This is a genomic window from Streptomyces sp. NBC_00669 (assembly GCF_036226785.1).
In the GTDB taxonomy this organism is placed as follows: Bacteria; Actinomycetota; Actinomycetes; order Streptomycetales; family Streptomycetaceae; genus Actinacidiphila.
Map to the genome: position 1 here is coordinate 2,521,778 of NZ_CP109018.1, position 18,971 is coordinate 2,540,748.

Sequence of the window (18,971 nt, forward strand, 5' to 3'; positions counted from 1 at the left end):
CCCGGCACGTCCTCGGCCACCGGCTCCGGGCTGCTGCCCGGACGCTGTGGCGGAGTGAAGTTCCCACGCGGGCCCTGCCCGGTACCCGCCTCAGCTCGCCTCGTGTTCCTCACTGGACCAACAACCTCTCGGCGACGGCGCAACAACGACGGCCGTTCCTACGCTCAGGTTCTGCGAATTCCAGCACGTCATACAGGTGCACGCCAAACGTCTGGCGTCCGGCGGGCTCCGTGAGAAGGCTAGAGATAAAAAGGGCATAAGTCCAAAGGCTGAGCAAACCATAAGACAGACGTACACGCGGTGGCACCGGCCGAGCGCGAGCCGTGTTCGCGACCTCCCGGAAACTCTCTCGAAATGTTATGAAGACCAAGGACCCGTTACGTCGTGCGACATAACGGGTCCTCGCGTTACCGGCCGGCGAAATCGCCGGCGGCACAAGCTACTTGAGACGTGCCAGCAGCGCGTGCTCGACGAGCGTGATCAGCGCGCTCTTCGCCTCGCCACGGTGCCGGGCGTCGGTGGTGATGATCGGCGCCTCGGGACCGATCTGCAGCGCCTCGCGCACTTCTTCCGGCCGGTACGGCTGGTGGCCGTCGAAACCGTTGAGCGCGATCACGAACGGCAGCCCGCTGTTCTCGAAGTAGTCCACCGCCGGGAAGCAGTCCGCCAGCCGCCGGGTGTCCACCAGCACCACGGCGCCGATCGCGCCGCGCACCAGGTCGTCCCACATGAACCAGAAGCGGTCCTGGCCCGGGGTGCCGAACAGGTAGAGGATCAGGTCGTCGTCGAGCGTGATGCGCCCGAAGTCCATCGCCACGGTGGTGGTGGTCTTGTCCTGCACGTGGCTCAGGTCGTCGATCCCGGCCGACGCCGAGGTCATCACGGCCTCGGTGCGCAGCGGGTTGATCTCCGACACCGCACCCACGAACGTGGTCTTGCCCACGCCGAAGCCACCCGCCACCACGATCTTCGCGGAGGTGGTCGACCGCACCGGCGGCGCGCCGTACGCCGGCTGCTGCGCTTGCGGCCTAGAGCTTCCGAAGTCCACTGAGCACCCTCTCAAGCAATGTCACATCTGGCTGGCCGCCCGATTCGCCGCTGCCGGGCTGGTGGATGGCGACCATGCCGGCCTCGGCGAGGTCGGCCACAAGAATCCGGGCCACACCGAGCGGTATCGCGAGCAGCGCGGAGATCTCGGCCACCGACTTGATCTCACGCGTCAGATGGCAGATCCGCTGGTGCTCTGGAAGCAGTCCCGCGTACTGCGCCGGGTCGGCGGTGGTGCTGACCAGCGCCTCGATCGCGAGCTGGTAGCGAGGCCGGGTACGGCCACCGGTCATGGCGTACGGCCGCACCAGCGGCTGGTCGCCTTCCACCCCGTACGGCGCGTGGTGGGACGCGCCGTACGGGCCCGGCGAGGCGGGTGGCGGGGTCATGAGGGTCCTCCGTGTCCGGGCAGTGCTATGGCTGGTGCGGAAGTACGGGAACGTTCTGTTGTGCGGGCGGTTGTCCGCGGCTGCGTGCGGGCCACCCGGCGGCGGGGTGCGGTGCTCAGTTCAACAGGCTGCCCTGGAGTTCGGCCCGAAGGTCGGGGGTCAGCACGGCACCCGCGCGGTCGACGAGCAGGGCCATTTCGTAGCCGACCAGACCGATGTCGCACTCCGGATGCGCCAGCACCGCCAGCGACGAACCATCCGACACCGACATGATGAAGAGGAAGCCCCGCTCCATCTCCACCACCGTCTGGTTCACACTGCCCCCCTCGAAAATCCGGGAGGCACCAGCGGTCAACGACGTCAACCCCGAGGCCACCGCCGCCAACTGATCCGCACGATCACGCGGAAAACCATCAGACATCGCGAGCAGCAGGCCGTCGGCGGAGACCACCACCGTGTGGGACACCCCCGGGGTGTTGTCCACGAAGTTGGTGATCAACCAGTTCAGATTCTGTGCCGCCTGGCTCATCGCACTCAACTAGCGCTCCTGGTTGTTCATGCCGAGACCACGGCCGTCGGTGGTACCGGTACCGCCGGCCTGGCGGCCCTGCTGGATGCCCCTGCGGAGGTTGGTCAGACGTCCGCGCACGTCGTCGGGGGAGCGGGAGACCTGCGGGCCGCCCTGGGGGGCCTGCTGGGGAGCCGCGCCGCCCGCGACGAGATTCGCCCGGGGGACCCGCCGCGGCAGGCCGGAGGGAGTGACCCCGCCCGCGGTGGGTTCCCGGATGGATTCGGCCCGCTGGCGCAGTGCGTCGTTGGGCGAGGTACGCCAGTTCGGGGTCTCCCGCGGCAGCGGCTGGGCGCTCGGTGCGGCAGGCATGTGGGCGCCGCTCTGCGCGCTGTGGTGTGCCGCGGGGTCCTGGCCCTGGCTCTGGGTCTGCTGGCCCTGGCCGGCCGGCGCGGTGGCCTGGGTGGCCGGCTGCGGGCCGCCGGTGAGGCGCTGCGGGCCGCCGGCGGGGTTCGGTCCCGGCCGGTCGGTACGCGGGCGCTGCGGCGGGGCGGTGCGGCCCACCGGGCGGGGCGGCGGCGCCTGCTGGCCCCGCGCGCTCTGCTCGACGTGGATCTGCTGCATCCGCTCGGCCTGGCCGGTACGGAACCAGTCGGACTCGATCGACGCGAAGATCGGCGTCGGCTCGTCGCCCCGGGTCGGGGCCGGCGGCAGCGCCATCGGCTCGGCCGGGCCGGGGAGTTGCGGCTCGGGGCGCGGCGCGTGCTGCGGCCCGCCCGGCTGGCCCTGGTACGGCTGCCCGTTGTGCTGCTGCGGCTGGTGCGGCATCGGGTACTGGCCGCTGGTGTCGCCGAGGCCCGGCATCGGCTGCGAGCCGGTGTCGTACGCGTCCGGCCGCTGCTGCGGCTGGCCGCCCTGGCCCTGCGGGTTCCAGCCCGGAGTGCCCTGGGGGCCGCGCGGCCCGCGCTGCGGCATCCCGCCGGGCCGCGCGGGCCCGGGCTGCTGCGCCGGGTACGAGCCGGAGCCGTCCTCGGCGCGGACCGCCGGGAACTGGCTGGTGTCACCGGGACCGCCCGAGCCACCGGGAATCGGGAAGGAGCCCGTGTCACCCGGACGACCGCCACCCTGACGCTGCCCCTGCGGGAAACCGTCGCTGCGCACGGCCGGGAACTGGCTGGTGTCGCCGGGACCACCGGGGATCGGGAACGAACCGGTGTCGCCGGGACGGCCGCCGCCCTGCCCCTGCGGGAAACCGTCCTCGGCGCGGACCGCCGGGAACTGGCTGGTGTCACCAGGACCGCCGGGGACCGGGAAGGAACCCGTGTCACCCGGACGACCGCCGCCCTGACCCTGCGGGAAACCGTCGTTCCGGACCGCCGGGAACTGGCTGGTGTCACCAGGACCGCCGGGGACCGGGAAGGAGCCCGTGTCACCGGGACGACCGCCACCCTGACCCTGCGGGAAACCGTCCTCGGCGCGGACCGCCGGGAACTGGCTGGTGTCACCAGGACCGCCGGGGACCGGGAAGGAACCCGTGTCACCCGGACGACCGCCACCCTGACCCTGCGGGAAACCGTCGTTCCGGACCGCCGGGAACTGGCTGGTGTCGCCGGGACCACCCGAGCCACCGGGGACCGGGAAGGAACCCGTGTCACCCGGGCGGCCGCCGCGCTGGTCGTCGGAGTTCCAGCCGGGGGTGCCCTGGGGGCCGCGGGAACCGCGCTGCGGGAGGCGGTTCTGCGAGCCGTCGTCCTGGCCGGTGGGCGCGCCACCGTCGGCGCGGACCGCCGGGAACTGGCTGGTGTCGCCGGGACCGCCGGGGGCCGCCGCCGGGGACTCCCCGGCGCCGGGGCCGCCGCTGTGCCGCGGCGCGGGGCCGGAGCGGCCGCCGAAGACGTCGGAGCGGAAGCCGGAGGGACCGGTGTTCTGCGGCTGCGGGACCGGGAAGCCGCCGGGGCCCTGGGGCCCGGGGGCGCCGGGACCGTTCGGCTGCCCGTGCTGGCCGTGCCGGCCGGGGCCGGACTGCGGCCGCCCGGCGGGGCCGGACTGGTCGAAGGCGTCGAACGCGGGCGCCTCGACGTCCTCGTGGCCGCGCGGGGTGTCCTCGCCGAAGCCCTGCTGCTGGTTGTCCTGCGCGGCCCAGCGCGGGCCGCCCTGCTGGCCACCGGGACCGCCGGTGCCGCCCTGGTCGCCAGGGCCGGCGGCCGGTCGCCCGGCGCCGGGGAGCGCGGGGCGTGCCGCGCCCGCGCCGACCTGGCCGCGCTGCCCTGCGCGGCTGCCGCCGGCCTGGCCCGCGTTGCCGAACGCACCCGCGATGCCGGTGCCGGCACCGCCCGCGACGGCACCCGCGGGACGCGCGCCGGGGCCCGCGTTCTTCGCGTTCGCGTTGGCGCCGCCCTGCGTGACGTCGACCGGCAGCATGACCAGCGCGGTGGTGCCGCCGGAGTCCGACGGGCGCAGCTGGATGCGGATGCCGTGCCGCAGGGACAGCCGGCCGACCACGAACAGGCCCATCCGGCGGGAGACCGAGACGTCCACGGTGGGCGGGTTGGCCAGCCGCTCGTTGATGTCGGCGAGGTCCTCCGGGGACAGGCCGATGCCGGTGTCGTGGATCTCGATCAGCACGCGGCCGTCGGGCAGCGAGTGACCGGTGACCCGCACCTTGGTCTGCGGCGAGGAGAACGAGGTGGCGTTCTCCAGCAGCTCGGCGAGCAGGTGCACGAGGTCGTTGACGATGCGGCCGGTGACCTCGGCCGACGGCACCGATGTCAGCTCGATCCGCTCGTACTGCTCCACCTCGGACGCGGCGGCGCGCAGCACGTCGACCAGCGGGACCGGGCGGGTCCACCGGCGGCCGGGCTCCTCACCGGCGAGGACCAGCAGGTTCTCACCGTTGCGGCGCATGCGGGTCGCGAGGTGGTCGAGCTTGAACAGCGAGGAGAGCTGGTCCGGGTCGGCCTCGCGCGACTCCAGTTCGGAGATGAGCGACAGCTGGCGCTGGATGAGGCCCTGGCTGCGGCGGGAGAGGTTGGTGAACATCGCGTTGACGTTGCCTCGCAGCAGCGCCTGCTCGGCGGCGAGCCGGACCGCCTCGCTGTGGACCTCGTCGAACGCGCGGGCCACCTGGCCGATCTCGTCGCGGCTGTTGATGCCGATCGACTCGACCGAGGTGTCGACGTCCTGCGGGTCGGTGTCGGAGAGCTGCTTGACCAGCTCGGGCAGCCGCTTCTGGGCGACGTCCTGGGCGGTCTGCTGCAGCCGGCGCAGCGAGCGGACCATCGAGCGGCCGACGACGAACGCGCCGACCACGGCGACGCCGAGGACCAGCAGGATGATCGCGCCGGATATCAGCGCCTCGCGCTTCGCCTCGCTCTGCAGGTGCAGCGACTTCTGCTGCATCTCGCTGAGCAGCGAGCGCTCGATCTGGTTCATCGCGTCGATCTTGGTCTTCGCCGCGTCGTCCCAGTCCAGGTACGAGCTGTTGATCTTGGTGATCGCGGTCTGCGAACTGGCGATCCGCTCGCGCTCGTTGTCGTGGGCGGCGATCGTGTCGTTGTCGCCCTGGATGGGGCGCAGCAGCGCGGCGGCGTCGGTGCCGTAGACCTTCATGAACCGGGTGATCGCGGTGTTCTCGTCGACGGCCGCCCACTTCACCGACTGGTACTCGTCGGCGTTGAGCTTGCCGCCACTGGCGAACGCGGCGCTGATCACCGCGCGCTGCATCGACTCGTACTCCTTGGCGGAGGAGAACGCCGACAGCGCGCGGGTCGCCTTGATCATCTGGGAGTTGCTGGTGGCCTGCGCCATGTCCTGGGAGAGCGACAGCAGCGAGGTGACCAGACCGTCGTACTCGGAGACGGTCTGCGCGATGCCCGACTGGGAGGTGTACGCCTCGCTGCGGATCTCGTTGAGGTTGGCGAGCTGGCCGCCGATGGCGACCAGGGTGGCGCGGACCCCGCTGAAGACCGGGTCGGAGTCCGAGATGTTGTCGGTCGACTGCTCGTAGAGCTTGAGGTCGCGGTCGGTGGCCTGGCGGGAGGCGGCCACCGCGTCGTTGCTCTTCTGGTTGGCCGACAGCGGGCCCGCCGAGCTGTCGCGCTCCTCCTGGAGGGCGGCGGCCAGGTTGGTGGCCTGCTCGGTGATGTCGGTCAGGGTCTTCATGTGCTCGAGCTGGTGGATGTTGTCCACCGAGTTGTTGATGCGCAGGCCGCCGAGGGCGGAGGCGGTGACCACGGGGAGGGCGAGCAGCGAGATGAGTCTGGTGCTGATGCGCCAGTTGCGCATGGCTATTCGGGGGCCGGGCTTGCCGTCGAGGCCGGTGATCTTGCCGGCTTCGAGGCCGCTGGGCATGCTCATCCGCCCGGGGGCCGCAGTGGTACCCGGCGTGGCGGTTCCGGAGTCGGCCGCGGCCTGGGAGCCGTTGCCGGCCCCGCCGGGCTGCCGCTCCGAGTCGCCCGCAGCGCCGCTGTCCCTCTTGAAACGTCCCTGCACTAGCGTCGCAACCTCTGGACCAGGCGCCCCTCGCCGTAAGGCTGAAGGGACGGTGTCGAGTCATGGGGGCTCAGGCCGACCCGGGTCGCGGGACGGCTGATGTGCCCTTCACCGCCGCTCGGTGTTCCGTCCGCGCCCCCTGCGCGCCGGTTCGTTGTGATGCGGCGGTCCGGGGAATTCCAGCACAGTGCCGGATCTCCCAACAAGGCCCGCAGCCGTCCTCTTGGAATGTGTCACTCGTCGCGATGGTCCATACACACAGCGTCGAGCGCCAGGGCGGCGATATGGGGCGATTACGGGCCGCGATGGTAACTGGTTGCACCGGTGTCAGGCCGCGTCCACCCCGGCGACAAACGACCATTTCCGCACCGCCGTACGCTTTGCCCGATTCGCTCGCGCGCGCCGATTGTCCGAATGGCGGGAAATGATCCGTAGTTCGTGAGCAAAATCACAGAGCGTCAGATGTCTGCGCCCGGCCACGGCGGGAATGGGCGGCACTAGCCTGGTGCTTTACAGAAGTCGCGGTGATGTCAACCGCGGCCCGCTCCCACCACCGAGACCCGAGGTCCACACGGCAGATGAAGACCACCTTGATGTTCCGTCAGATGATCGCCAACCCGCGGCGCACCACTCTCGCGCACCTCAAGGACGCGTCCGAACTGACCGGCACGCCGGCCGTGGCGGACCCGACCGCCGGCGAATCCGCCGAACCCGCGGTGAACACGCTGCCGCAGCGCACCGCGAACCCGCGTCGTACGGTACTCAACGAACTGCCGCAGACGCCCGTCGCCCCCTGAGTCCGACGCTGACCTGCGGCGATCACCGAGTCAGCGGAGGCCGGGCCGGCCGCTAGGCTGGGCGCATGCGCATCGTCAGGTTCTCCATCGACGGCAACGTGGCGTTCGGAGCGGTCGAGGGCGACCCCACCGGCGGCCCCGAGGGTCTTGTCGTCGACATCATGAAGGGCGTGCCCTTCGCGGACTTCGAGCTGTCCGGCACGAAGGTCCCGCTGGACAAGGTGCGGCTGCTGTCGCCCGTCCTGCCCAACAAGGTGGTCGCCATCGGCCGCAACTACGCGGCCCACGCCGCGGAACTGGGCCACGAGGTGCCGGACGCGCCCTGGGCGTTCTTCAAGCCGTCGACCTCGGTGATCGGCCCCGGCGACCCGATCGTGTACCCCTCGTTCTCCCACGAGGTGCACCACGAAGCGGAGTTGGCCGTCGTGATCAGCCGGCTGTGCCGGGATGTGCCGCGGGACCGGGTCAAGGACGTGATCCTCGGCTTCACCTGCGCCAACGACGTGACGGCCCGCGACACCCAGCGCACCGAGAAGCAGTGGGCGCGGGCGAAGGGCTTCGACTCCTCCTGCCCGCTCGGCCCGTGGATCGAGACCGGCCTCGACCTCGACGCCGCCGGCGACCTCGCGATCACCGCGACGGTCAACGGCGAACTGCGCCAGGCCGGCCGCACCCGGCAGATGCTGAACTCGGTCGAGGACCTGATCGTCAACATCACCGAGGCGATGACGCTGCTGCCCGGTGACGTCCTGCTCACCGGCACCCCCGCGGGCGTGGGCCCGCTGCTCCCCGGCGACGAGGTCGCCGTCACCATCGAAGGCATCGGCACTCTCACCAACAAGGTGATCTCGCGTGGCTAGCGCATCCGCTCCTGCACCCTCCTCCCCCACCTCCGGCGGCACCGGCGTCCGCGTCCGGTTCTGCCCCTCCCCGACCGGCAACCCGCACGTCGGGCTGGTCCGCACCGCGCTGTTCAACTGGGCCTTCGCCCGGCACGAGCAGGGCACCCTGGTCTTCCGCATCGAGGACACCGACGCGGCCCGCGACTCCGAGGAGTCGTACCAGGCGCTGCTGGACTCGATGCGCTGGCTCGGCCTGGACTGGGACGAGGGCCCCGAGGTCGGCGGCCCGTTCGCGCCCTACCGGCAGTCCCAGCGGATGGACCTGTACGCCGACGTCGCGCTGCGGCTGAAGCAGGCCGGGCACGCGTACGACTGCTACTGCACCACCGAGGAGCTGGAGGCCCGCCGTGAGGCCGCCCGCGCGGCCGGCCGCCCCTCCGGGTACGACGGCCACTGCCGGGACCTCAGCGCCGAGCAGATCGGCGCGTACCAGGACGAGGGCCGCGCCTCGATCGTCCGCTTCCGGATGCCGGACCGCCCGATCGTCTTCACCGACCTGGTCCGCGGCGAGCTGACCTTCACGCCGGACAACGTGCCGGACTACGGCATCGTGCGGGCCAACGGCGCGCCGCTGTACACCCTGGTCAACCCGGTGGACGACGCGCTGATGGAGATCACCCACGTGCTGCGCGGCGAGGACCTGCTCTCCTCCACCCCGCGGCAGATCGCGCTGTACGACGCGCTGATCGAACTGGGCGTCGCCAAGGCCGTCCCGGCCTTCGGCCATCTGCCGTACGTGATGGGCGAGGGCAACAAGAAGCTCTCCAAGCGGGACCCGCAGGCGTCGCTCAACCTGTACCGGGAGCGCGGCTTCCTGCCCGAGGGGCTGCTCAACTACCTCTCGCTGCTGGGCTGGTCGTACTCCGCCGACCAGGACGTCTTCTCGATCGCGGAGATGGTGGCGAAGTTCGACATCGCCGACGTCAACGCCAACCCGGCCCGCTTCGACCTGAAGAAGGCCGAGGCGATCAACGCCGACCACATCCGGCGGCTCGGCGTGAAGGAGTTCACCGAGGCGTGCGCGCCGTGGCTGCGCGCCCCCTTCGCGCCCTGGGCGCCGGAGTCCTTCGACGAGGCCGCGTGGCAGGCGATCGCGCCGTACGCCCAGACCCGGGTGACGGTGCTCTCCGACATCACCGCGAACGTCGATTTCCTCTTCCTCGACGAGCCGGTCGACGACGAGGCGTCGTGGGCGAAGGCGATGAAGGAGGGCTCCGACGCGCTGCTGCGCACGGCCCGGGAGAAGCTGGCTGGGGCGGACTGGTCCGCCCCCGAGTCGCTCAAGGACGCGGTGCTCGCGGCCGGCGAGGAGCACGGTCTCAAGCTCGGGAAGGCCCAGGCGCCGGTCCGCGTCGCGGTCACCGGCCGCACGGTCGGCCTGCCCCTCTTCGAGTCCCTCCAGGTCCTGGGCCGCGACCGCACCCTGACCCGTATCGACGCGGCTCTGGCGAAGCTGGCCTGACCCGACGCAGTAATGCGGCTTCCTCCATGCTGAGCATGGAGGGAGCCGCACTTGTTTCAGGGCCGCGGGGAACCGCGCGACCAGCCACCGCGGACCGCGAGGTCCCGTGTCACGCAGGACGGGGCAGCCGGGGGGTCAGGCGCCCTCAGCCCTGCCAGGAGTGGGGGGCGCGGAAGCCCGGGGTGCGCTCGAGACGGCGCCAGCCGGCCGTGGAACGCACCGGCGCGGTGTGCGCGGCCTCGCCCGCACCGCCGGCGGCAGCACGCGCCAGCAGCAGCGCGGTGAGCGCGGCGAGCTCCTCGGGGTCCGCGTGACCCTTCTCGACGCGCACCAGCGAATCCGTGGGAGTGCTCACGATGGTCTCCAAGGGTGAACCGCCGGGCAGGTTGCCGGGGTGGTCCGGGTCGTTCGGATGATCGGGGTCGGCGGGAGTGTGCGCCGCGTTCAGGAACGTGGCGCTCACCGGCTGCGGTCGAGGGATCACTGCGGCGGGTTGCCGTGCTTGCGGGACGGCAGGTCGGCGTGCTTCGTGCGGAGCATGGCCAGCGAGCCGGCCAGCACCTCACGCGTCTCGGCCGGGTCGATCACGTCGTGCACCAGGCCGCGCTCGGCGGCGTAGTACGGGTGCATCAGCTCGGCCTTGTACTCCTTGACCATCCGGGTCCGCATCGCCTCCGGATCGTCGGCGTCGGCGATCTGCCGACGGAAGATCACGTTCGCCGCGCCCTCCGCGCCCATCACCGCGATCTCGTTCGTCGGCCACGCGAACGTCAGGTCCGCGCCGATCGACTGCGAGTCCATCACGATGTAGGCACCGCCGTACGCCTTCCGGAGGATCAGCGAGATCCGGGGGACGGTGGCGTTGCAGTAGGCGTAGAGCAGCTTGGCGCCGTGCCGGATGATTCCACCGTGCTCCTGGGCGACGCCGGGCAGGAAGCCGGGTACGTCCAGAAGAGTGATGATCGGGATGTTGAACGCATCGCACATCTGTACGAAACGGGCCGCCTTCTCGGACGCCTCGATGTCGAGCACACCGGCGAGCGAGGCGGGCTGGTTGGCGACGATGCCGACCACCTGGCCGTCGATCCGGGTGAGCGCCACGATGATGTTGGTGGCCCAGCGCTCGTGGATCTCCAGGTACTCGCCGTCGTCGACGATCTCCTCGATCACCTTGTGCATGTCGTACGACCGGTTGCCGTCGGCCGGCACCAGGTCGAGCAGCACGTCGCTGCGGCGGTCCACCGGGTCCTCGTTCTCCGCCGCCGGCGGGTTCTCCCGGTTGTTCTGCGGCAGCAGCGAGAGCAGGTAGCGGACCTCCTCCAGGCAGGTCTGCTCGTCGTCGTAGGCGAAGTGCGACACGCCGGAGACCGCCGAGTGCACGTCGGCGCCGCCCAGGCCGTTCTGGCTGATCTCCTCGCCGGTCACCGCCTGCACCACGTCGGGGCCGGTGATGAACATCTGCGAGGTCTCCCGCACCATGAACACGAAGTCCGTGAGCGCCGGGGAGTAGGCCGCGCCGCCCGCGCACGGGCCGAGCATCACCGAGATCTGCGGGATGACGCCGGAGGCGCGGGTGTTGCGCTGGAAGATCCCGCCGTACCCGGCGAGCGCCGAGACGCCCTCCTGGATACGGGCGCCCGCGCCGTCGTTCAGCGACACCAGCGGCGCACCGGCCGAGATCGCCATGTCCATGATCTTGTGGATCTTCTGCGCGTGCGCCTCGCCCAGCGCGCCGCCGAAGATCCGGAAGTCGTGCGCGTACACGAACACGGTCCGGTCGTGCACGGTGCCCCACCCGGTGATCACACCGTCGGTGTACGGCCGCTTCGCCTCCAGCCCGAAGCCCGTGGCCCGGTGCCGGCGCAGCGGCTCCACCTCACGGAACGAGCCCTCGTCCAGCAGAAGTTCGATCCGCTCGCGCGCGGTCAGCTTCCCCTTCGCCCGCTGCGCCTCCGTGGCCTTCTCGCTGGGCCCCCGACGCACCTCCTCGCGGATCGCACGAAGCTCCACGACGCGCCCCCGGGCGTCGTTCGCCGGGACGGGCAGCTCTTGCGATGTGGTCATGTACCGACAGTACGAGCGTGCGGGGTCGGAACGGGCCATCTACTTCGTACAGTGTCCACCGGCTCTGCCTGGTGGGTCTCGACAGACGGCGAGGTGGGGCGGGGTCCGGAGGCCCGGGCCGGAGCCCGCCCCGTTTGGCGGGTTCATGCCGCCAAGGCGGTGATCGCCGTCAGCGTCCGGCGACGGCCTCGCCCAGCGCGAGTACCCGCCGGGCCTCCTCGACGTGCAGGTTCTCGATCATCCGGCCGTCCACGGTGACCACGCCGCGCCCCTGTGACGTGGCCTCTTCGAAGGCGGCGATGATCCGTCCGGAGCGCTCGATCTCCGCCTGGGTGGGCGCGAAGACCCGGTTGCAGGGTTCGAGCTGCTTCGGGTGGATCAGGGTCTTGCCGTCGAAGCCGAACTGCCGGGCTTGGAGGGTCTCCGCCTCGAAGCCGCTCAGATCGTGGACGTCGTTGTAGACACCGTCCAAGATGACCTTGCCCGCGGCGCGGGCGGCGAGCAGGGCGAGCGACAGCCCGGCGAGCAGCGGGGCCCGGCCGGGGACGTGCTCGGCGTGCAGTTCCTTGGCGAGGTCGTTGGTGCCCATCACCAGGACGGTCAGCCGCGGTGACGCCTCGGCGATGGCCCGCGCGTCGAAGAGCGCCGCCGGCGTCTCCAGCATCGCCCAGACGGCGGTCCGCTCCGGAGCGCCGGCCGCCTCCAGTGCCGCCTCGACCTCCCGTACGGTCCGCGCGGAGTCCACCTTGGGCACGACGACGGCGTCCGGGCCGGCCGCGGCGGCGGCCTTGAGGTCGTCGGCGTGCCAGGGGGTGCCGGGGGCGTTGACCCGGATGGTGACCTCGCGGTGGCCGTACGCGCCGCTCGCCGCGGCGGCCGCCACCCGCTCACGGGCCTCGGCCTTCGCGTCGGGCGCGACGGAGTCCTCCAGGTCCAGGATGAGCGCGTCGGTGGGGAGGGTCCTGGCCTTCTCCAGGGCGCGCTCGTTGGCGCCGGGCATGTAGAGCACCGAGCGGCGCGGGCGGGGGGCGGGAGCGCTCGCGGCGGAGGCGCTCGCGGAGAGGTCGGCGGGGGTGCTCATCGGGCGGCCTCCTCGGCGGTGGCATCGGCGTAGGCGCGGGCGAGTTCGGGGTCGCGGGCGGCGAGCGCGTCCGCGAGTTCGGCGACCACCCGGCACTGCTTGTAGGTGGCGTCGTCCTGCATCTTGCCGTCGATCATCACCGCGCCGGTGCCGTCGCCCATCGCCTCGATCACCCGGCGGGCCCAGGCGACGTCCTCGGGGGCGGGCGAGAAGACCCGCTTGGCGATGTCGATCTGCACCGGGTGCAGGGACCAGGCGCCGACGCAGCCGAGCAGGAAGGCGTTGCGGAACTGGTCCTCGCACCCGGTGACGTCCTTGATGTCCCCGAACGGCCCGTAGTACGGCAGGATGCCGTTCGCGGCGCACGCGTCGACCATCCGGGCGATCGTGTAGTGCCACAGGTCCTGCTGGTAGGTGGGCCGGGGGGCGTCGACCGGGGCGCCTGCGGCGGGGTCCTCGCGCACCAGGTAGCCGGGGTGGCCGCCGCCGACCCGGGTGGTCTTCATCCGGCGGCTGGCGGCCAGGTCGGCCGGGCCGAGCGACATGCCCTGCATCCGGGGGCTGGCGGCGGCGATCTCCTCGACGTTGCCCACGCCGGCCGCGGTCTCCAGGATCGCGTGCACCAGGATCGGCCGGGTCAGCCCGGCCTTCGCCTCCAACTGGGCGAGCAGCCGGTCGACGTAGTGGATGTCGTGGGCGCCCTCGACCTTCGGCACCATCACGACGTCGAGCCGGTCGCCGATCTCGGCGCCGAGGGTGAGCAGGTCGTCCAGCGCCCAGGGCGAGTCGAGGCTGTTGATCCGGGTCCACAGCTGGGTGTCGCCGAAGTCGGTGGCCCGGGCGACCTTCACCAGACCGGCCCGGGCCGCCTCCTTGCGGTCGGCCGGGACCGCGTCCTCCAGGTTGCCCAGCAGCACGTCGACCTTCGGCGCGATCGACGGCACCTTGGCCGCCATCTTCTCGTTGCCCGGGTCGAAGAAGTGGATCATTCGCGAGGGGCGGAACGGCACGTCCCTGACGGGGGCCGGCGCCCCCACGGCCAGCGGGCGGAAGAAGTCCTTCGCCGAGCGCATGCGATCTCCCGGTGGTGTCGGGTCGAGGGTGTGGCGCTCACCCTACGACCGCGGGCACCCGACGGTTACCCGTCGGTAGATGTGCTGTTGGTCACCGGGGTCCAGCGCAGCGTCATATCCGGTTCACGCTCCATGTTCCGCGAACCGTCGTTCAGATCCACCACCGTGAAGCCGTGGCGCGCGTAGAACGCCCGCGCGTCGGTGTTGCGCTGGAAGACGTGCAGGTCCAGCCGGTCCGGCCGGTGCTCCTTCGCCCGGGCCAGCAGCAGCGAGCCGATGCCGCGCCGCCGCACCTCCGGCAGCAGGTACAGGTGCTCCAGCCACTCCCCCTCCACCGCCGCGTAGCCCAGCACCGCGCCGCCGGCGTCCACCGCGACCCACACGTCCGCCTCGACGAGCACCACTTCGCGCACCCAGCGCTCCACCTCCGCGTCGGTGCGCTTGCGCGGCGGCAGCCACGGCATCGCGACCTCGCGCGAGATGATGTGCGCCCGCGCGATGGCGGCAGCGTCGGCGGCCTCGGCCGGGCGTACGACGATCTTCTCTTCCACGGTCTCCGTCACGCCCCGCAGGGTAGGGCCCCGCGGCCGCCGGATCGACCGGTTTTCCCGCGGCGGAGGTGGCGGGGGTACGGAGGGGGTACGGCGGGGCAGCCGCGGGGCCCTGACCCGCGGCTCTACCCGGGCTCCTAGTCCTGCGGCTCCAGGCCGGCCCGGATCAGGCCGTAGGCGCAGGCGTCCTCGAGTGCCTGCCAGGACGCGGCGATGACGTTGTCGGCGACGCCGACCGTGGACCACTCGGCCGCGCCGTCGGACGTGGTGATGAGGACCCGGGTGGTGGAGTCGGTGCCGGAACGGCCTTCGAGGATACGGACCCGGTAGTCGACCAGCGCGAACGTGCCGAGCTGCGGGTAGATCTGCTCCAGCGCCACCCGCAGTGCGCGGTCGAGCGCGTTGACCGGGCCGTTGCCCTCGGCGGTGGCGACGATCCGCTCGCCCTTCGCCCACAGCTTCACGGTGGCCTCGTTGGCGTGCGAGCCGTCGGGGCGGTCCTCGGTGATGGCGCGCCAGGACTCGGTACGGAAGAAGCGCCGCGGCCCGTCCGGCCGGCCGGCCTGGAGTTCGTCGCGCAGCAGCAGCGCGAAGGAGGCGTCGGCGGCCTCGTACGTGTAGCCCTTCAGCTCACGCTCCTTGACCCGGGCCACCACCCGGCCGACCAGCTCGCGGTCGCCGCCGAGGTCGATGCCGAGTTCCTTGCCCTTCAGCTCGATCGAGGCGCGGCCGGCCATGTCGGAGACCAGCATCCGCATGGTGTTGCCGACCCGCTCGGGGTCGATGTGCTGGTAGAGGTCCGGGTCGACCTTGATCGCGGAGGCGTGCAGCCCGGCCTTGTGCGCGAACGCGGACACGCCCACGTACGGCTGGTGCGTGGAGGAGGGCAGGTTGACGATCTCGGCGATGGCGTGCGAGATCCGGGTCATCTCGCCGAGCGCGCCCTCGGGCAGCACCCGCCGGTCGTGCTTGAGTTCCAGCGCGGCGGCGACCGGGAAGAGGTTGGCGTTGCCGACCCGCTCGCCGTAGCCGTTGGCGGTGCACTGCACGTGCGTGGCGCCGGCGTCCACCGCGGCAAGGGTGTTGGCGACCGCGCAGCCGGTGTCGTCCTGGGCGTGCATGCCGAGCCGCGCGCCGGTGTCGGCGAGCACCTGCGCGGTGACCGCCTGCACCTGCTTGGGCAGCATCCCGCCGTTGGTGTCGCAGAGCACCACCACGGACGCGCCGGCCTCGTGCGCGGCGCTGACCACGGCGGTGGCGTACGCCGGGTTGGCCCGGTAGCCGTCGAAGAAGTGCTCGCAGTCCACGAAGACCCGGCGGCCCTGGGCGACGAGGTACGCGACGCTGTCGCGGACCATCTCCAGGTTCTCCTCCAGCGTGGTGCGCAGTGCCAGTTCCACGTGCCGGTCATGGGACTTGGCGACCAGCGTGATGACCGGCGCGCCGGACTCCAGCAGCGCGTTGACCTGCGGGTCGTCGGCGGCCTTGGCGCCCGGGCGGCGGGTGGCGCCGAACGCCACCAGCGTGGCGTGCTTCAGCTCCAACTCGGCGGCGGCCCGGGCGAAGAACTCGGTGTCGCGGGGGTTGGCACCGGGCCAGCCGCCCTCGATGAAGCCCACACCGAAGTCGTCCAGGTGCCGCGCGATGCTCAGCTTGTCGGCGACGGTGAGGTTGATGCCCTCGCGCTGCGCGCCGTCGCGCAGCGTGGTGTCGAAGACGTGGAAGCTGTCGTCGGGTTCGGCGGTCATGGCAGTTGCAACTCCTGTCGGGTGGGTGGGGTTACCCCCGAACGGCGTTCACCATCCGGAGGTTCCGACTCCACTTGCCCCCAGTCTCCTCGTGCGCTCCCGCCTCCGGCGCGGGTGGGCCGGGAAACGAAAAAACCTCTCGCGGATGCGAGAGGTCTGCACGCGGGTCTGGGGCACGGTGGCGTTCCACTTGGGTTCAGCGGAAGCGTCACTGCGGACCGGCGTGCCTGCGGCCAATAATCAGCGTGGCGTACGAGGACACAGCTGCAGTGTGGCACACCTTTCCGCCATTCGGGTTGCCGTCTCACGTTCTGGGCCCCCGCCGCGGAGGCGGGGGCCCAGCGCCCTCGCGGGCCCAGCGTCCTCGGGGCTACACGCCGAGCGGGTGCATCCAGCCGTGCGGGTCGGCGGCCTGGCCCGTCTGGATGTCGAGCAGCGCGGAGCGCAGTCGCATGGTGACCTCGCCCGGACCGCCGTCGCCCACCATCCAGTTCGCCCGGGTGGACTTGACCGAGCCGACCGGGGTGATCACGGCGGCGGTGCCGCAGGCGAACACCTCGGTGAGGGTGCCGTCCTCGTTGCCGCGCTTCCAGTCCTCGACGCTGATCCGGCCCTCGCCGACTTCGTACCCGAGGTCCGCGGCGATGGCGAGCAGCGAGTCGCGGGTGATCCCGGGCAGCAGCGAACCGGTGAGCGAGGGCGTGACGATCCGGTTGCCGTACACGAAGTACAGGTTCATGCCCCCCATCTCCTCGATCCAGCGCCGCTCGATCGCGTCGAGCCAGACCACCTGGTCGCAGCCGTGCTCGATGGCCTGCGCCTGGGCGACGAGGGAGGCCGCGTAGTTGCCGCCGGTCTTGGCCGCGCCGGTGCCGCCGGGGGCCGCGCGGACGTACTCCTCGGAGAGCCAGACCGAGACCGGCTTGACGCCGCCGGAGAAGTAGGCGCCGGCCGGGGAGGCGATGACCAGGAAGAGGTACTCGTCGGCCGGGCGGACGCCGAGCCCGACCTCGGTGGCGATCATGAACGGCCGCAGGTAGAGCGAGGCTTCGCCCTCGGTGGGCACCCAGTCCTTGTCCTGGCGGACCAGCACGTCGCACGCCTCGATGAAGGTCTCCACCGGCAGTTCGGGCATCGCCAGCCGCCGCGAGGACGCCTGGAAGCGCAGCGCGTTGGCCTCGGGGCGGAAGGTGGCCACGCCGCCGTCGGGCTGGCGGTACGCCTTGAGGCCCTCGAAGATCGTCTGCGCGTAGTGCAGCGTCATGTTCGCCGGGTCGACCGACAGCGGGGCGTACGGGACGAGCTGGGCGTCGTGCCAGCCGCGGCCGGCAGTCCACTTGATGGTGACCATGTGGTCGGTGAAGTACCGTCCGAAACCGGGGTCGGACAGGATCGCCTCGCGCTCGGCCGCGGGCAGCGGGTGCGAGGAGGGCTTCAACTCGATCGTGGGCGTCGTCATCTTCAGTTCCTTCACCATGTCGCTGACGCCCTCGAACGTACTGCTAGGACGTCCTACTTTCCCGCCGTGCAGCGGCCCCGCCACTGATTATCGCAGCGACGGGGCCGGGTCGTACCTGTGGAGCCGGCTCTGCCGGGTCAGCCGGCCACGCGAGCGGCCAGCGCGTCGCCGATCTGCACCGTGGAGCGGGCCGGGCCGCCGGTGCGTTCGGCCAGGTCGGCCTGGACGGCGGCGTCGATCCGGTCGGCCTCCGCGTCGTAGCCGAGGTGGCGCAGCAGCAGCGCGACGGAGAGCACGGTCGCGGTCGGGTCGGCCTTGGACTGGCCGGCGATGTCCGGGGCCGAGCCGTGCACGGGCTCGAACATCGAGGGGAACTCGCGGCTGGGGTTGATGTTGCCGCTCGCCGCCACGCCGATGCCGCCGGAGACGGCCGCGGCGAGGTCGGTGACGATGTCGCCGAACAGGTTGTCGGTGACGATCACGTCGAACCGCTCGGGCTGCGTGACGAGGAAGATCATGGTGGCGTCGACGTGCAGGTAGTCGGTGCTGACGTCGGGGAACTCCTTGCCGACCGCCTCGAAGACCCGGGTCCACAGGCCGCCGGCGTGCACCAGCACGTTGTTCTTGTGCACCAGGGTGAGCTTCTTGCGCGGGCGGGCCTGGGCGCGGGCGTACGCGTCGCGCACCACGCGCTCGATGCCGTACGCGGTGTTGAGGCTCACCTCGGTGGCGACCTCGGCGGGGGTACCGGTCCTGATCGCGCCGCCGTTGCCGGTGTAGGGGCCCTCGGTGCCTTCGCGGACCACCACGAAGTCGATGTCCGGGCTGCCCGCGAGCGGGGTGCCCACGCCGGGGAACAGCTTGCTGGGCCGGAGGTTGACGAAGTGGTCGAAGGCGAACCGCAGCTTCAGCAGGAAACCGCGCTCCAGCACGCCGGACGGCACCGACGGGTCGCCGATCGCCCCGAGCAGGATCGCGTCGTGGGCCTTCAGCTCCGCGAGGTCCGCGTCGGTGAGGGTCTGACCGGTGGCGTGATAGCGCTTGGCGCCGAAGTCGTACTCCTTCGTCTCCAGCTTGGTTTCCTGCGGGAGCGCCGCGGCGAGGACTTTGAGACCCTCGGTGACGACTTCTTGACCGATTCCGTCGCCGGGGATCACTGCGAGGTTGATGCTGCGAGACATGCGGGGCACCCTACTCCGCGTCTTGACCTATGACACGGCATGTCCGCATGTCGGACGCAGGTGTGTGGGTACGGGGTGGGGGGTGGGTACGGCGCCGGCTGCGGCTACGGCTCAGTGCTCGTGGCCGGTGGAGCCGCCGTTGTCGCGGCGGTCCATGGAGCGCTGCAGGGCGCGCAGGGCGTTCTGGCGGGCGGTCTCGTCCATGGTGATCAACTCCA

General features: G+C 71.6%; 15 protein-coding genes. 3 read left to right on the top strand and 12 right to left on the bottom strand.

Annotation, left to right across the window (positions count from 1 at the left end):
- Positions 1-439: 439 nt before the first annotated feature.
- The 4 genes from OG896_RS10050 to OG896_RS10065 form a co-directional block, all read right to left on the bottom strand.
- Positions 440-1,048 (bottom strand): GTP-binding protein, encoded by a 609-nt coding sequence (locus tag OG896_RS10050; RefSeq protein ID WP_402446689.1) that lies wholly within the window; start codon positions 1,046-1,048, stop codon positions 440-442.
- Complete coding sequence (locus OG896_RS10055) at positions 1,029-1,436, bottom strand: DUF742 domain-containing protein (protein ID WP_328469901.1); 408 nt, start codon at positions 1,434-1,436, stop codon at positions 1,029-1,031. Before OG896_RS10055 ends, OG896_RS10050 begins: the two co-directional genes overlap by 20 nt.
- Positions 1,437-1,551: 115 nt before the next feature.
- A complete protein-coding gene (locus tag OG896_RS10060; RefSeq protein ID WP_037917495.1) occupies positions 1,552-1,965 on the bottom strand; it encodes a roadblock/LC7 domain-containing protein in 414 nt (137 codons plus the stop codon).
- A gap of 9 nt (positions 1,966-1,974) precedes the next feature.
- Entirely contained in the window at positions 1,975-6,435 is a 4,461-nt protein-coding gene (locus OG896_RS10065) for a sensor histidine kinase (protein WP_329364284.1), read from the bottom strand.
- Between the two features lie 578 nt (positions 6,436-7,013).
- Between OG896_RS10065 and OG896_RS10070 the strand changes: the two genes are divergently transcribed.
- The 3 genes from OG896_RS10070 to gltX all read left to right on the top strand — a co-directional run bounded on the left by OG896_RS10070 (position 7,014) and on the right by gltX (position 9,596).
- Entirely contained in the window at positions 7,014-7,232 is a 219-nt protein-coding gene (locus tag OG896_RS10070) for a hypothetical protein (protein WP_329364286.1), read from the top strand.
- A gap of 65 nt (positions 7,233-7,297) precedes the next feature.
- Positions 7,298-8,092 carry a fumarylacetoacetate hydrolase family protein gene (locus OG896_RS10075; RefSeq protein WP_329364287.1) on the top strand — a complete coding sequence of 265 codons (795 nt, stop codon included), beginning with the start codon at positions 7,298-7,300 and terminating at the stop codon, positions 8,090-8,092.
- Positions 8,085-9,596: a glutamate--tRNA ligase gene (gene gltX, locus OG896_RS10080; protein ID WP_329364289.1), complete on the top strand. Its 1,512-nt coding sequence runs from the start codon at positions 8,085-8,087 to the stop codon at positions 9,594-9,596. Before OG896_RS10075 ends, gltX begins: the two co-directional genes overlap by 8 nt.
- A gap of 145 nt (positions 9,597-9,741) precedes the next feature.
- On the opposite strand, the gene OG896_RS10085 is transcribed toward gltX, so the two are convergent.
- From OG896_RS10085 to OG896_RS10120, 8 genes are all read right to left on the bottom strand, one after another.
- Complete coding sequence (locus OG896_RS10085) at positions 9,742-9,954, bottom strand: acyl-CoA carboxylase epsilon subunit (protein WP_329373864.1); 213 nt, start codon at positions 9,952-9,954, stop codon at positions 9,742-9,744.
- Positions 9,955-10,076: 122 nt separating this feature from the next.
- Positions 10,077-11,660, bottom strand: a complete 1,584-nt coding sequence (locus OG896_RS10090; RefSeq protein ID WP_329364290.1) for an acyl-CoA carboxylase subunit beta — start codon at positions 11,658-11,660, stop codon at positions 10,077-10,079.
- 169 nt (positions 11,661-11,829) lie between these two features.
- The gene (locus OG896_RS10095; RefSeq protein ID WP_329364291.1) at positions 11,830-12,741 is read right to left on the bottom strand and encodes an HpcH/HpaI aldolase/citrate lyase family protein; all 912 of its coding nucleotides are present in this window, start codon (positions 12,739-12,741) and stop codon (positions 11,830-11,832) included.
- Positions 12,738-13,814 carry an HpcH/HpaI aldolase/citrate lyase family protein gene (locus OG896_RS10100; RefSeq protein ID WP_329364293.1) on the bottom strand — a complete coding sequence of 359 codons (1,077 nt, stop codon included), beginning with the start codon at positions 13,812-13,814 and terminating at the stop codon, positions 12,738-12,740. The genes OG896_RS10095 and OG896_RS10100 overlap by 4 nt, the downstream gene beginning before the upstream one ends.
- A gap of 65 nt (positions 13,815-13,879) precedes the next feature.
- A complete protein-coding gene (locus OG896_RS10105) occupies positions 13,880-14,377 on the bottom strand; it encodes a GNAT family N-acetyltransferase (RefSeq protein ID WP_329364295.1) in 498 nt (165 codons plus the stop codon).
- Between the two features lie 125 nt (positions 14,378-14,502).
- A complete protein-coding gene (gene cimA / locus OG896_RS10110; protein WP_329364297.1) occupies positions 14,503-16,113 on the bottom strand; it encodes a citramalate synthase in 1,611 nt (536 codons plus the stop codon).
- Between the two features lie 370 nt (positions 16,114-16,483).
- A complete protein-coding gene (locus OG896_RS10115; RefSeq protein WP_329364299.1) occupies positions 16,484-17,572 on the bottom strand; it encodes a branched-chain amino acid aminotransferase in 1,089 nt (362 codons plus the stop codon).
- 137 nt (positions 17,573-17,709) lie between these two features.
- Positions 17,710-18,753: a 3-isopropylmalate dehydrogenase gene (locus OG896_RS10120; protein WP_328469879.1), complete on the bottom strand. Its 1,044-nt coding sequence runs from the start codon at positions 18,751-18,753 to the stop codon at positions 17,710-17,712.
- Positions 18,754-18,971: the final 218 nt, after the last annotated feature.

Coding starts and splice junctions, on each gene's coding strand:
- OG896_RS10055 (WP_328469901.1), bottom strand. CDS start 1,436: ATGACCCCGCCACCCGCCTCGCCGGGCCCGTACGGCGCGTCCCACCAC.
- OG896_RS10060 (WP_037917495.1), bottom strand. CDS start 1,965: ATGAGCCAGGCGGCACAGAATCTGAACTGGTTGATCACCAACTTCGTG.
- OG896_RS10095 (WP_329364291.1), bottom strand. CDS start 12,741: ATGAGCACCCCCGCCGACCTCTCCGCGAGCGCCTCCGCCGCGAGCGCT.
- cimA (WP_329364297.1), bottom strand. CDS start 16,113: ATGACCGCCGAACCCGACGACAGCTTCCACGTCTTCGACACCACGCTG.
- OG896_RS10120 (WP_328469879.1), bottom strand. CDS start 18,753: ATGTCTCGCAGCATCAACCTCGCAGTGATCCCCGGCGACGGAATCGGT.
- OG896_RS10100 (WP_329364293.1), bottom strand. CDS start 13,814: ATGCGCTCGGCGAAGGACTTCTTCCGCCCGCTGGCCGTGGGGGCGCCG.
- OG896_RS10070 (WP_329364286.1), top strand. CDS start 7,014: ATGAAGACCACCTTGATGTTCCGTCAGATGATCGCCAACCCGCGGCGC.
- OG896_RS10090 (WP_329364290.1), bottom strand. CDS start 11,660: ATGACCACATCGCAAGAGCTGCCCGTCCCGGCGAACGACGCCCGGGGG.
- OG896_RS10075 (WP_329364287.1), top strand. CDS start 7,298: ATGCGCATCGTCAGGTTCTCCATCGACGGCAACGTGGCGTTCGGAGCG.
- OG896_RS10115 (WP_329364299.1), bottom strand. CDS start 17,572: ATGACGACGCCCACGATCGAGTTGAAGCCCTCCTCGCACCCGCTGCCC.